12 protein-coding genes are annotated in these 12,709 nt (G+C 65.8%); 8 read left to right on the top strand and 4 right to left on the bottom strand.

Going from position 1 to position 12,709, the window contains the following annotated elements:
- Positions 1-47 precede the first annotated feature (47 nt).
- The gene (locus NYR97_RS06420) at positions 48-434 is read right to left on the bottom strand and encodes a MerR family transcriptional regulator (protein WP_316697147.1); all 387 of its coding nucleotides are present in this window, start codon (positions 432-434) and stop codon (positions 48-50) included.
- 89 nt (positions 435-523) lie between these two features.
- Here NYR97_RS06420 and NYR97_RS06415 point away from each other — a divergent pair, with 89 nt between their 5' ends.
- Positions 524-1,459 carry an alpha/beta fold hydrolase gene (locus NYR97_RS06415; protein WP_316697145.1) on the top strand — a complete coding sequence of 312 codons (936 nt, stop codon included), beginning with the start codon at positions 524-526 and terminating at the stop codon, positions 1,457-1,459.
- 117 nt (positions 1,460-1,576) lie between these two features.
- On the opposite strand, the gene NYR97_RS06410 is transcribed toward NYR97_RS06415, so the two are convergent.
- The 3 genes from NYR97_RS06410 to NYR97_RS06400 form a co-directional block, all read right to left on the bottom strand.
- The gene (locus tag NYR97_RS06410; RefSeq protein ID WP_316697143.1) at positions 1,577-2,587 is read right to left on the bottom strand and encodes a nuclease; all 1,011 of its coding nucleotides are present in this window, start codon (positions 2,585-2,587) and stop codon (positions 1,577-1,579) included.
- A gap of 101 nt (positions 2,588-2,688) precedes the next feature.
- Positions 2,689-5,175: a TonB-dependent receptor gene (locus tag NYR97_RS06405; protein ID WP_316697142.1), complete on the bottom strand. Its 2,487-nt coding sequence runs from the start codon at positions 5,173-5,175 to the stop codon at positions 2,689-2,691.
- 227 nt (positions 5,176-5,402) lie between these two features.
- Positions 5,403-6,122 carry an SDR family NAD(P)-dependent oxidoreductase gene (locus tag NYR97_RS06400; protein ID WP_316697141.1) on the bottom strand — a complete coding sequence of 240 codons (720 nt, stop codon included), beginning with the start codon at positions 6,120-6,122 and terminating at the stop codon, positions 5,403-5,405.
- An 84-nt stretch (positions 6,123-6,206) separates the two neighbouring features.
- On the opposite strand from NYR97_RS06400, the gene NYR97_RS06395 reads away from it, so the two are divergent.
- The 7 genes from NYR97_RS06395 (at position 6,207) to NYR97_RS06365 (ending at position 12,654) form a co-directional block, all read left to right on the top strand.
- Positions 6,207-6,827, top strand: a complete 621-nt coding sequence (locus NYR97_RS06395) for a TetR/AcrR family transcriptional regulator (protein ID WP_205394731.1) — start codon at positions 6,207-6,209, stop codon at positions 6,825-6,827.
- Positions 6,824-7,705, top strand: coding sequence for an NAD-dependent protein deacetylase (locus NYR97_RS06390; RefSeq protein WP_316697140.1), 882 nt, complete (start codon positions 6,824-6,826; stop codon positions 7,703-7,705). Before NYR97_RS06395 ends, NYR97_RS06390 begins: the two co-directional genes overlap by 4 nt.
- 60 nt (positions 7,706-7,765) lie before the next feature.
- Entirely contained in the window at positions 7,766-8,884 is a 1,119-nt protein-coding gene (locus NYR97_RS06385) for an NADH:flavin oxidoreductase/NADH oxidase (protein WP_316698065.1), read from the top strand.
- Positions 8,885-8,966: 82 nt separating this feature from the next.
- Entirely contained in the window at positions 8,967-9,845 is an 879-nt protein-coding gene (locus tag NYR97_RS06380) for an NAD(P)-dependent oxidoreductase (protein ID WP_316697139.1), read from the top strand.
- A gap of 213 nt (positions 9,846-10,058) precedes the next feature.
- A complete protein-coding gene (locus tag NYR97_RS06375; RefSeq protein ID WP_205393363.1) occupies positions 10,059-10,451 on the top strand; it encodes an XVIPCD domain-containing protein in 393 nt (130 codons plus the stop codon).
- Between the two features lie 68 nt (positions 10,452-10,519).
- The gene (gene purU, locus NYR97_RS06370; RefSeq protein WP_205393364.1) at positions 10,520-11,371 is read left to right on the top strand and encodes a formyltetrahydrofolate deformylase; all 852 of its coding nucleotides are present in this window, start codon (positions 10,520-10,522) and stop codon (positions 11,369-11,371) included.
- A gap of 143 nt (positions 11,372-11,514) precedes the next feature.
- Positions 11,515-12,654, top strand: coding sequence for an MFS transporter (locus tag NYR97_RS06365; protein ID WP_316697138.1), 1,140 nt, complete (start codon positions 11,515-11,517; stop codon positions 12,652-12,654).
- Positions 12,655-12,709 lie beyond the last annotated feature (55 nt).

Raw genomic sequence — 12,709 nt, 5'->3', positions numbered from 1 at the left:
CCGCTCTGAGGCGCCCGCTTGCTGCGTTTGATCTGCGCTGCTGGCGATCACGTTGTGGCTGCATCCGCCGCACCCTGCGCCAGGGTTTCCAGCAAACGCGCACGTCGCCGTTCCAGATCGGCCAGCTGGCGCTCGATCAGCTGCAGGCGTGCCCGATGCGCCTGCGCGGTTTCCGGGCACATCTGCGCGCCTTCCACCAGGCGCATGCAATCGGGGAAGCCGAGAATGTCGTCCAGGCTGAAGCCGGTGGCGATCAACCGCTGGATCTGCCGCACCTGTGCAACGCAGGTGGTGGGAAACACCCGGTAGCCATTGGCGCTGCGCGAGGACGTCAGTAGGCCGTGCGCGTCGTAGTGACGAATCGAGCGCACGCTGGCGCCGGTCTGCAGCGCCAGTGCGCCAATGCTCAGCGATGGTTCGGACGATCTCGTCATGCGCCAAGCATACGTTGCACGCAACGCTTGACCCTCACACTGGTGTGAGGCTCCAGGATCGCGGCTCCTATTGTCCGGAGCTCACTGCGATGTCTGTTCGCTTCCTCCCTGTCATCGGCACGCTGCCGATGCGCTACGCGCTGGCTTGCCTGCTGCTGGTTTCTTCAACAGTGGCTGCGGCGGGCCCCGCGGTCACACCTGCTGCCCGCAGCTACACCGTGACCGCGCCCGATGGCGTCACCCTGGCCGTGCAGGAACATGGCGCCAGCGATGGTCCGGCGATCGTGTTCGTGCACGGCCTGCTCGGTAGCCGCATCAATTGGGATGCGCAGCTGGCCGATCCGCGCCTGCAAGGCTATCGCCTGATCACCTACGACCTGCGTGGGCATGGCTTGTCCGGCAAGCCGACTGCAGCGTCGGCCTATCGGGATGGCATGCGCTGGGCTGACGATCTTGCTGCCGTGTTGAAAGCCGCAAACGCGCGTGACGCGGTGCTGGTGGGCTGGTCGCTGGGCGGCGCGGTGATCACCAACTACCTCACGCGCCACGGCGATGCGGGGCTTGCGGGTGTGGTGTATGTCGATGGCGTGATCGAACTGCGTGCGGAACAGTTGGGCGCGCATCCGGCGATCTATCGCGATCTGGTCTCCGATGACTTGCGCACGCATCTGCAGGCGGTGCAGGACTTTCTGCGGCTGTGCTTTGCCACTCACCCGCCTGCACCGGTGTTCGACACATTGCTGGCCAATGCATCGCTGGCCTCATGGGACATGCAGCGAGCCGTGCAAGGCATGTCGATCGATGTCGCCGGCCTGCAGCGCACGCGCCTGCCGGTGCTGCTGATGTATGGTGCACGCGATGCGCTGGTGACCACCGAGCCGGCGCTGGCGCGTGCGCGGCAATTGCAGCCGCGTGCGCAGACGCGCGTTTATCCCGATGCCGGGCATGCGCCATTTGTGGAAGACAGCGTGCACTTCAATCAGGATCTGCTGCGCTTTGTCGAACAGGCCGACGCGGCCCACTGACGCCGCGTGACGGCATGCCCGATCTGGATTGCCCGCTGCGCTGCCGACAGGCGCGCAGCGGCCATTGGCCGGCGTGCGCGTCGGCCGATGGCGGCGCACCCATCTCGCCAACGGCGGTTACAAGGTTGGCGAGGTGCCGGCAGGCGCGGATCCGGTCGCCGGGTCGTATTGCGGATGGCTCGGGTCCATGCTGCGCGGCAGCGCGGATGTGCCCGGCTGCAGCGCGCTTTCGTGCCAGGCGCGCACCAGCAGATCGCGCAGCATCGCCGCGCCATCGCCGGCGGTGAGATAGACCATCGCGCGGCCGTCGCTGCGGGCGGCATCGTCGAAGGCGCCGGCTTTTTCCAGGCGATACACCTGCTCGACACGGCCTGTACCGGTGTCGAGAAAGCCGAGGATCTGCTCGAACACATCGCCCTGCTGATGCGCCAGGGCCGGCATGCTGCTCAGCAGGTCCTGCGGGGTCAGCGCGATCTTGTCGACGTAATCGCTCTCGAACTTGCCGTGCACCTTGGGGTCGGTGCTATAGCCGTTCGGGTTTGGCCCTTGCCAGCCATCGTGATGGATGCTGTCGTGTTGCGGCTGCGCGCCATCGCCGATGTAGTGCGCAAACCAGCTGACGAAGAACGCGCAGGTGTGTTCGAGTTCGCGCGTGTCCTGGCCCTTGGCGCGCAGCGTGCGGATCTGACGCATGGTGGCGACGATGCGCTCATAACCCTCGGTAGCTGCGTACGGCAGGGTGCCGGCCCAGCGCACGTTCATGCGCTGCGCCAGTTGCCGGTCGCGCTTGGCGATGCGGCGCTGTTCGTCGTAGAGCGCCAGCACGAAGGCGTAACGCGAACGCGGCGGGTGTTGCATGAAGGAAAACTGCTCGCGGAACCAGCCGTGGTTGGGGTCTTCTTCGATCTTGAGAAACGGCTTGCTTTCGCTGCGCCAGCCATCCGGCAGGGTGGCACCGTCGGCAATCACCTGCGCGTACTGTTTGAGAAAGGCCGGGCCATCGTCGGGCAGGGCCTGCACCGCGGCGCGATTGATGGCGGCATGCGCGCGGTGGCCCCAGGCGGCGGCACTGCCGGAACACGTCGCTGCCGCAAACAGCAGCGCACAGGCAAGAGGGGAAGGTGTCATGGCAGTCCTTGTGGCCTGCAGCGCGTATGCCACGTTGCAGGCGATGCATCGGGAACGTAAGGCGCTGACATCGAGCGATACAGCACTCAACGTCAGCGCACTCAGAAGTGGTAAGTCACCACCAGCCGCGAGTTGCGCTCGTAGATCGGCCGGCCGTAGATCGGCTCGCGCGTGCCCTGGCCGGAGATGGTGTCGGTGCGCGGGTTGCCTTCGGTCAGTGCGAAGGTGTTGGTGAGATTGTCCACCGACAGCTGCACATCCCAGGGCCCGTTGCGCATCAGGATGTTGGCCGCCAGGGTGTCGTAGGCGGCCAGCTCGGTGGTGTTCTCCAGGTCGGCGTAGCGCTTGCCGACGTAGGCGTAGCGCAACGAGGTTTCCCAATCGAACTTGCCGGTGGTGAAGAACAGCGTTGGCCCCGCATTGCCGTACACCTTTGGCTGCCGGTTGGGCATGTTGCCGTCCACATCGATCACGGCCACCGCGCCATTGGCCACCACTTCGGTCAGATCGGACACCTTGGTGTCGTTGTAGGTCAGATTCGCATCGAAACGCAGCCACTGCGCCGGTGTCCATACCGCCGCCAGTTCGATGCCCGGGTTGGTGACGCTGCCGCGGTAGTCCTTGGACTCGGCGGCGCCGGTCTGCGGGTTCACCGCGCTGGTGCCGATGTTGTACGGGTCGTACTTGGTGTAGAAGGCGGTGGCGAACACGTCCAGGGTGTCAAAATTGAGCTTGGTGCCGAGCTCGAACTGGTCGGCGGTGGGGATGTTGACGTTGCCTTCGTTGGCGCCTTCGCTGGGCGCGCGGTGCGCACGCGAGGCGCGGCCGTAGATGCCGACCACGGGGGTGATGTCGTAGTTGAAACCCGCCGTCCAGTTGGTCACGCCCACGTCCAGCGCGGTGTGTGCGCGGGCACCGGTGAACAGGCGTGCGGCATCGTCGGCCAGGGTGTCGGTCATGCCCAGGTTGCCGGTGCTGCGCAGCATGCTCCAGGCGCGATAGCGGTAGCGCTCGTGACGCACGCCGCCTTCCACACGCAGCTTGTCGGTCACCTGCCAGGTGTCGGCGAGATAGGGCGCCAGCATGCTGGTGTAGGCCTTGCCCTGGGTGCGGTCTGCGCCGTAGATCACCACGCCGTCCTTGGTCACGCCGCCGACCATGTTGCCGGCCGCGTCGTAGCCGAGCAGGTCGATCGTGCGCGGGTTCTGCCGCATTTCGAACAGATAGCTCTGGTAGCGCGAGTTGTACGAGCGGGCGTAATAGGCGCCGTAGAGGCCCAACGTGATGTCATGGGTGTCGCCGCCCCAATCGAAGCTGCGGTGCAGGCGCAGATCATCGGCAAACGAATCGGCACGCACGTTCATGGCGCGGTACTGGCCCTGGATCACCAGGCCATCTGTCGTGGCTGGATCGAAGCGGCTGCCATTGTCGGTATAGACGTAGCCCAGCGATGCTAGGCCGGGAAACGCGGCGCTGGCGGCAGCGCGGCGGCTGCCGGCATAGGCGGTGGCATCCTGCGGCGCATTGCTGGAATACAGCGCATCGAAGGTCATGTCCAGGCGATTGACGATGGCCTTGTTGGACAGGCTCCAGCCATTGTCGAAGGCCAGGTCCAGGTTGGCGCCCAGATGATTGAACTTCATGTGGCGGCCATCGGAGAGATCGCGCAACTCGCGCTGCGGCGCGCCGTTGGCATCGCTGGAAATAAGTATGGCGCGTTTGAGTTGCGCGGTGCTCAAGGTGCCGGTGAAGCGGTCGATCAGCGGGTCCAGCGAGCGCGTGGTGTCGCGCGGGTCGTACAGCGGGATCGGCATGTAGAACGCGTTCTTGTCGTCCAGATGCTTGGCGGTGAAGGTCAGCTTGCCGTGGCCCAGCGTGTGCGTGAGGTTCATGCGGAACTGCCCGCCCTCGTCGGCCGGAAAGCCCACATCGCGGTAGCCGTCGTTACGCCGCACGAAGCCGCCGGCAGCCAGATACCAATCCTGCGCCAGCTTGCCCGACCAATAACCATCGAGCCGATATAGCCCGGTGTCGCCGACGGTGGTGCGCACTGCGCCTTCAGGCGTGTCGCCGCCCTGGCGGGTGACGAAATTGACGATGGCCGCAGCATTGGAGGCGAAGATCGGCGAGGGACCGCCGCGCACGGTTTCCACCGATTCGACCATCAAATCCGGGCGCACCAGGCCTTCGGTCTTGTAGAAGTAGCCGTTGTTGTCCGGGTAAGGGCTGATGCCGTCTTCCTGGATGACCGCAAACGCGCCTTCGTCAGGAATGCCGCGGATGCGGTAGACGTTCTGCACTTCGCCGCCGGTGGATTCGGCATAGATGCCCGGCATCGAGCCGATCAGGCTGGCAAGGTTGAGCGGGGCCAGCTTGTCGATCTGCTCGGCGGTCAGCGCGGTGATCGCATACGAGGCGTCGAATTGATTCTGGGCCTGGCCGGCGCCGGTGACGATCATCCGGTCCAGCGAGAAGATGCCGTCCTCGCTCTTGCGCGTGGCAGGCGTGGAGGGCGCGCCGGTTTCCTGCGCGAATGCGGGTGTGGCAAGACTCAGTGCAAGAACGACGGCGAGCGGACGACGCGACACGGCACGACGCACTCCGGAGCGTGTCCGGATGTGGGTGTAGGGCATGGCAAGGAGTGTGGCAGCGGGGGAGTTGTCCACTGTCGCGGCGACATGTTTCCGCAGCGTTGCGTGTGCACCGGATCACGCTAGGTGCGCAATCCGGAGTAACGATCTGTGACGGGTAACCCGTTTTAAAGCGGTTTCAACCGTTTGTGGCAGGCTGCGGGCTACGCGTTAGTCAGGGCGCATCACCACGCCAATCGTCCACCCTCGGTGTAGTACCCGCCGGTGCCCAGCTCGGACATCGCGACATGCGCCACGGTGGCGGCCGCTTGCTCCACGCTGCCGGGACCGGTGTGGCCGTTGAGATCGGTGGCGGTGTAACCGGGATTGACCACGTTGACCGCAAAGCCTTCGTTGCGCAATTCCTTTGCCAGCAACACGGTGAAGGCGTTGAGCGCGGTCTTGGACGAGCAATAGCCCAACACGTTGACCGCGTGATAGCGATAACCGGGGTCGCCGTGCAGTGACAGCGAGCCCAGATCGCTGGAGACATTGACGATGCGCTTGAGCGTGCCGGCGCGCAGCAGCGGCAACAGCGCCTGGGTGATGGCGACCTGGCCGAACAGATTGACCTCGTAGGTGGCGCGCAGGTTGTCCAGCGTCGCGGTGGCGGGCGTGCCATCGTCGACGATCACCGCGGCATTGTTGACCAGCACATCGAGTGTTGCGCCGTCTGCCTGCAACTGCGCCACCGCTGCGGCAATGCTGCCGGGGTCGGTGATATCCAGCGGCAGCACGTGCACGTTGTCGGCCTGGCTGAGGGAGTCGCGTGCAGCCTGGCCGCGTGCGGGATCGCGGCTGCCCAGGTAGACGGTCCAGCCGGCGTTGGCCAGATGGTCCACCAGCGCAAGGCCGATGCCCTTGTTGGCGCCGGTGATCAGCGCGACGGGTGCGGAGGTGGACATGGGGCGGTTCCTTGGAATCACGAAGAAGGCCCCCAGACTATGTGCCATCCATCCGTGTGTACATTCGCATTCGTGAGCACCTCCCTGCCCCTGCCAGCACCGCGTAAAGCCCCGCAGCAAGCGCGTTCGCGCGCCACCGTGGAGGTCATTCGCCAGGCCAGCATTCAGGTGTTGGTGGCCGACGGACTGCGGGGCTGCACCACCACGCGAGTGGCCGAGCGGGCCGGCGTGTCGGTCGGCAGCGTGTATCAGTACTACCCGAACCGTCAGGCGATGTTGATCGCGCTGCTGCAGTGGCATCTGCAGACGGTGAGCGATGCGGTGGAGCTGGCCTGCGCGCAACAGCACGGGTGCGCGCTTGCGCAGCAGTGCGAGGTCTTGGTGCGCGCCTTCGTGCAGGCCAAGCTGCAGCATGTGGATGTCTCGCGCGCGCTGTACGCCATTGCCGAGCTGCATGGTGGCGCCGTCCTGTGGTCGCAAGCGCACAAGCGCTCGCAGCGGGCGTTCGCCGCCGCGCTCGCCACCGCCTCCGATGTGCGCTTCGACGATTGCCAGGCGGTGGCCGAGATCGGCATGGCGGCCATCGCCGGGCCGTTGAAGAGCCTGCTCGAGGATGGCGCGCCGGCTGCGCGGATTGCGCCGCTGCAGACGCAACTGGTGGTGTTGCTGCGCAGCTACCTCATGGCCACCGGAGTTGCACGATGACGGCGGCACCGGTTCAGGACGGCAACGCGCTGCAGGACTTCATCGAGCGCCATCGGCGCCTGTTCGTGCTCACGGGCGCCGGTTGCAGCACCGATTCGGGCATTCCCGATTACCGCGATCTGCAAGGCGGCTGGAAGCGTCCGCAACCGGTGACCTTCCAGGCCTTCATGGGTGAGTTGTCCACGCGGCAGCGTTATTGGGCGCGCAGTCTGGTCGGCTGGCCGCGTTTCGGGTTGGCGCAACCCAACGCCACCCATCACGCACTCGCCGCGCTGGAAGCGCGTGGCCAGCTGGAACTGCTGCTGACGCAAAATGTGGATCGCCTGCATCAGGCCGCCGGCAGCCAGGCGGTGATCGATCTGCACGGCCGGCTCGATGTGGTGCGCTGCATGGGCTGCGAGCGGCGCATGCCACGTACCGACTTCCAGCTGCTGCTGGAACAGGCCAACCCCGGTTGGGCCAACCTGGACGCGGCGCAGGCGCCCGATGGCGATGCGGACCTGGACGATGTGGCCTTCGACCGTTTTGCGGTGCCGCCGTGTCCGGTTTGTGGCGGCGTGCTGAAGCCGGATGTGGTGTTCTTTGGCGAGAACGTGCCGCGCGAGCGCGTGGAGCGCGCGTTTGCGCATCTGCAGGCGGCCGATGCGGTGCTGGTGGTGGGCTCGTCGCTGATGGTGTATTCGGGCTTTCGTTTCGTGCAGAGCGCGGCGCGCAACGGCCTGCCGATCGCCGCGCTCAACTTCGGGCGCACCCGTGCAGACGAACTGCTCAGCCTGAAGGTCGAACAGTCGTGCGCGCAGGCCTTGGCATTCCTGTCTGCACCGTTCGATCCGCTGCTTGCACGCAGCGTCAATGACGCCAGTGCGCGCTCGGCATGACGCAGTGATCCATCGCAGCGGTTGTGCCCACGCGCGCGGCGCAGTGCAATGGGCATCCCCGTGTCATTTGTGGATGCCCTCTTGAGCCAGCTGTTCTCCCCCATTCGCTTCGGTCCGCTTGCGCTTGCCAACCGGATCGTCATCGCCCCGATGTGCCAGTACTCCGCACAGGACGGCCGCGCCAGCGACTGGCATCGCATCCATCTGGGCACCCTGTCGCAATCCGGTGCCGGCCTGCTGATTCTGGAAGCGGCCGCAGTGCAGCCGCAGGGCCGCATCTCCTACGCCGATCTGGGTTTGTACGACGACGCCACCGAGCAGGCGTTGGACGAGGTGCTGCAATCGGTACGGCGCTGGTCGCCGATGCCGATCGGCATTCAATTGGCACATGCCGGGCGCAAGGCCTCCACCGATCTGCCGTGGAAGGGTGGCGAGGCGATCGCACCGGATCACGCGCATGGCTGGCAGACCGTGTCTGCATCGGCGCTGGCGTTTCGCGAGGGCCAGCCGTTGCCGCAGGCGCTGGACGAGGCCGGCATCGATGCGGTGGTGGAAGCATTTGTCGCCTCGGCACAGCGCGCCGAGCGTCTGGGCCTGGAGTTGATCGAGCTGCATGCCGCGCATGGCTATCTGATGCATCAGTTCCTGTCGCCGCTGAGCAATCAGCGCAGCGATGCGTATGGCGGTTCGTTGGACAACCGCATGCGGCTGACCTTGCGCATCTTCGATGCGGTGCGTGCGGCGGTGTCGGACAAGATCGCCATCGGCGTGCGGATTTCTGCCACCGATTGGGTGGAGGGCGGTTGGGATCTTGCGCAGAGCATTGCCTTGTCCAAGGCGCTGGATGCACGCGGTGCGCATTACATCCATGTCTCCAGCGGCGGGCTGGATCCGCGCCAGCAGATTCCGGTGCAGGCGGGTTATCAAATTCCGTTTGCGCAGCAGATCAAGGCGCAGGTCGACACGCCGGTGATCGGCGTGGGCCTGATCACCGAGCCGGCGCAGGCCGAGGCGATTGTGCAAGACGGCCAGGCCGATGCCATCGCATTGGCGCGCGGCATTCTGTACGACCCGCGCTGGCCGTGGCATGCGGCCGCTGCACTCGGTGCCTCGGTCACGCCGGCGCCGCAATACCTGCGCTGCGAGCCGCGTGAGGCGCGCGGCGTGTTCGCCAGCTGATTTACGCTGGCAGTGGTAAACAAGCAGAGCGGGCCGGTGTTTGGATCGCCGCTCTTGACGCAAGATCGCATGAGGAAAACAGATGCCGATAGGATTTCTGGGCTTGGGCACAATGGGCCTGCCGATGGCACACAACCTGCTGCGCGGCGGGTTCGAGCTGAGTGTGTGGAACCGCTCGCCCGAGCGCGCGCAATCGTTGCGCGAGGCCGGTGCAACGGTGGTGGACGCACCGCGCGACGCCGCACACGGCCCGCTGTTGTTCTCGATGCTGGCCGACGACAGCGCGGTGCGTGAAACCCTGCTGGAACGCGGTGTGCTGGACGCGCTGCCGGCCGGCAGCGTGCACGTCAACATGGCCACCATCTCGGTGGCGTTGGCGCACGAGTTGACCGCCCTGCATGCCGAACGCGGCGTGGCCTACGTGGCCGCACCGGTACTCGGCCGCGTGGATGTGGCCGAAGCCGGCAAGCTCAACATTCTGGCCGCTGGCGACGAGGCAGCATTGGCGCGCGTGCAGCCGATGTTCGATGTGCTCGGCCAGCGCACCTGGGAGATCGGCCGCACCCCCGAGCAGGCCAATGCGGTCAAGCTGGCGGCGAACTTCTGCCTGGCCAGTGCGATCGGCGCCATGGCCGAGGCCAGCGCGCTGGCACGCGGCCATGGCGTGGAGGCCACCCAGTTCCTGGGCATGCTCACCAGCACCTTGTTCGCAGCACCCGCGTATCAGGGCTACGGCCGCTTGATCATGCAGCGCGAGTATTTGCCGGCCGGCTTCACCGCCACGCTGGGCCGCAAGGATGTGGATCTGGCGATCCAGGCCGGCGCCGACAAGCAGGTACCGATGCCGCTGGGCGAGTTGCTGCGCGCCGGCCTGGACGAGGCGATCGCACATGGCGACGGCAACGCCGATTGGGCGGTACTGGCAGAGGTCTCGGCACGGCGGGTAGGGCAGGTGGCCTGATCGCAGCACCGGGGCGCAAGTGGGTTGCGCGCATCGCGCTTCGCTTGAAGGCGATGCGCGATGCATCTTGCTCACCCCAACATGCAGCAGACCTTCTAAAATGCCGGCTCGTAACAGCCGCCGCTCCAGGGAGGATGCGATGCGACACCTGCAGATCACGTTCGGTTCGACCGAGCGCACACCGCGCGCACTTGCCTGCGCCGGTGACACACGATGACCGCCGAACCCCTCGTCGATCAGGGCCCGGTGGGCCCGGAGCATCCCGAGCACCCGGACCATTATCTGTTCGCGCAGATCCGCGAAGCGGTGGCGGTGCTCGATGCCGAGTTGAACAAACCCACCGACGAGGCCAGCGTGCGCATGGCCGCGCGTCTGTTGCCGCTGGCCAAACAGCACGGCTTCGATCAGGTGGACTACGTGGTGCTCAGCCGGCATGTCGGCGAAGTGGGCGAGAACGTGTTCCTGGTGCGTGGCGAGCTCGCCGACCCCGCGCATCTGCGCGCGCACATCACCACGCACGAAGCGATGGAAACCTCGGTGGAGGCATCGATGGCGCAACTGGACGAGATCAATCGGCGGCTGATGCTGCGCCTGCCGCCGCGCTGAGTCGGAGGGAAAAGTTACGGGCGCAAGCACCGCGCCTGCAGCTGCGCGCATTGGCTATCATTGTGTAGATGCGCTCCGACTACATCCTTACCCTGTCCTGTCCCGACCGTACCGGCATCGTCTATCGCGTGACCGGGCTGTTGTTCGATCTGGCCTGCAACATTCTCGACGCACAGCAGTTCGGCGACGACGAAAGCGGCCGCTTCTTTCTGCGCGTGCACTTCAACAAGCCGCAGGCCACCGAGATCGCCGGTCTGGAGCGGCGCTTCGCGCTGCTGGCCGACGAATTCCAGATGCAGTGGCAATTGCACGACGCGCGCCGTCGCGCGCGCTTGCTGGTGCTGGTGAGCAAGCAGGGGCATTGCCTCAACGATCTGCTGTTCCGCATGCATAGCCGGCAACTGCCGGTGGACATCGCCGCAGTGGTCTCCAACCACGCCGACTTCGCGCCGCTGGCCGCGTCTTACGGCATCGCCTTTCACCATCTGCCGGTAACGGCAGACACGCGCGCTGCGCAGGAAGCGCAATTGCTCGCACTGGTCGACGCCTTGCAGATCGATTTGGTGGTGTTGGCGCGCTACATGCAGATTCTTTCGCCGGAACTATGCCGCGCATTGGCTGGGCGCGCGATCAATATCCATCACAGCTTTTTGCCCAGCTTCAAGGGCGCGCAGCCGTATCACCAGGCGCACGCGCGCGGGGTCAAGATCATCGGCGCCACCGCGCATTACGTCACCGAAGACCTGGACGAAGGCCCGATCATCGAACAGGACGTCGCCCGCGTGGACCACGCGATGACGCCGCGCGATCTGGTGCGGCTGGGCAGCGATACCGAATCGCTGGTGCTGGCGCGTGCGGTGCGCCGTCATGTCGAACATCGCGTGGTGCTCAATGGCCATCGCACGGTGGTGTTTCGCTAGCGGTTGACGCATCTCATCCCATCGGCCAGGGACGGTTGCAGCAAGCGTGGTGGAGCAGTGGTCATGCCACGTCCCAACCAGCGAGCGCCGGCCTGGCGACCCCGTTGCCGTTTCTGTTCGCCGCTCCTATTGGAATTGTTTGCATGCCGCTTGCACCTGCCTCCAGCGCTCGCGCGCAACCACACGCCACGCGCGCGGCGTTCTTCATTCCCGGCTTTGCTGCGGCCATCTGGGCGGTGCTGGTGCCGTTCGCCAAGGCCAGGACCGGCGTGGACGATGGTGCGCTCGGGTTGATCCTGCTGTGCCTGGGCGCAGGCTCGTTTCTGGCGATGCCGCTGGCCGGCGCCCTGTCGGCGCGCTTCGGCTTTCGCACGGTGATGGCGGTGACGGCTGCATTGATCTGCATCAGCCTGCCGTTTCTGGCGGTTGTCGCCAACCCGTGGATGCTGGGCGCGGTGCTGTTCGTGTTCGGCGCCGGCGTGGGCGCGATGGATTGCGCGATGAACATGCAGGCGGTGGTGGTCGAACGCGATGCCAAGCGCGCGATGATGTCCGGATTCCATGCGTTTTTCAGCATCGGCGGCTTTGTCGGTGCCGGTGCGACGACGCTGCTGTTGTCGGTGCGCATTGGTCCGCTGAGCGCTGCGATCGCCGGTGTGATTGCCATGCTGCTTGTCGGTGCACTGTCCGTTCGGCATTGGCGTGCCGAGCGCATCTCCCAGCAGGGGCCGTTGCTCGCGCTGCCCAAGGGTATAGTGCTGTTTATCGGCATTCTGGCGTTTGTGGTGTTTCTGGCCGAGGGCACCATTCTGGACTGGAGCTCGGTGTTCCTGGCCGATGTGCACCAGGTCGACCCGAGCAACGCCGGGCTGGGCTATGTGGCGTTTGCGTTGACCATGACGGTGACCCGTCTGCTGGGCGACTCGGTGGTGGAGCGGCTGGGGCGCATCCGCTCGATCGTGCTTGGCGCGCTGCTGGCAAGTGCGGGGTTTCTGGTGCTTACGCTGGTGAGCCCGTGGCAGGCCTCGTTGGCCGGTTACGTGTTGGTGGGTTTGGGTTGCGCCAATATCGTGCCGGCCCTGTTCTCGCTGGCCGGCAACCAGACGCGCATGCCGGAGAGCATCGCCATCACCGCAGTCACGACATTGGGTTACGCCGGCATTCTGGCCGGGCCGGCATTGATCGGGTTCGCCGCCCACGGCATCGGCCTGGTCGGTGCCTTGCTCGGCGTTGCGGTGTTGATGGTGGGCGTGGCGATTTCCACGCGGTGGTTGAAGGTGTGAGTGGTGGGTGTCACCCGCGTGTCGTTGGTGGGTTATCGGTAAAGCGTCGCGCGCG

Source organism: Xanthomonas hydrangeae, from assembly GCF_032697525.1.
Classification (GTDB): domain Bacteria; phylum Pseudomonadota; class Gammaproteobacteria; order Xanthomonadales; family Xanthomonadaceae; genus Xanthomonas; species Xanthomonas hydrangeae.
This window is presented reverse-complemented; position numbering and strand designations above follow the sequence as displayed.

Coding starts and splice junctions, on each gene's coding strand:
- NYR97_RS06420 (WP_316697147.1), bottom strand. CDS start 434: ATGACGAGATCGTCCGAACCATCGCTGAGCATTGGCGCACTGGCGCTG.
- NYR97_RS06415 (WP_316697145.1), top strand. CDS start 524: ATGTCTGTTCGCTTCCTCCCTGTCATCGGCACGCTGCCGATGCGCTAC.
- NYR97_RS06410 (WP_316697143.1), bottom strand. CDS start 2,587: ATGACACCTTCCCCTCTTGCCTGTGCGCTGCTGTTTGCGGCAGCGACG.
- NYR97_RS06400 (WP_316697141.1), bottom strand. CDS start 6,122: ATGTCCACCTCCGCACCCGTCGCGCTGATCACCGGCGCCAACAAGGGC.
- NYR97_RS06390 (WP_316697140.1), top strand. CDS start 6,824: ATGACGGCGGCACCGGTTCAGGACGGCAACGCGCTGCAGGACTTCATC.
- NYR97_RS06380 (WP_316697139.1), top strand. CDS start 8,967: ATGCCGATAGGATTTCTGGGCTTGGGCACAATGGGCCTGCCGATGGCA.
- NYR97_RS06375 (WP_205393363.1), top strand. CDS start 10,059: ATGACCGCCGAACCCCTCGTCGATCAGGGCCCGGTGGGCCCGGAGCAT.
- purU (WP_205393364.1), top strand. CDS start 10,520: ATGCGCTCCGACTACATCCTTACCCTGTCCTGTCCCGACCGTACCGGC.
- NYR97_RS06365 (WP_316697138.1), top strand. CDS start 11,515: ATGCCGCTTGCACCTGCCTCCAGCGCTCGCGCGCAACCACACGCCACG.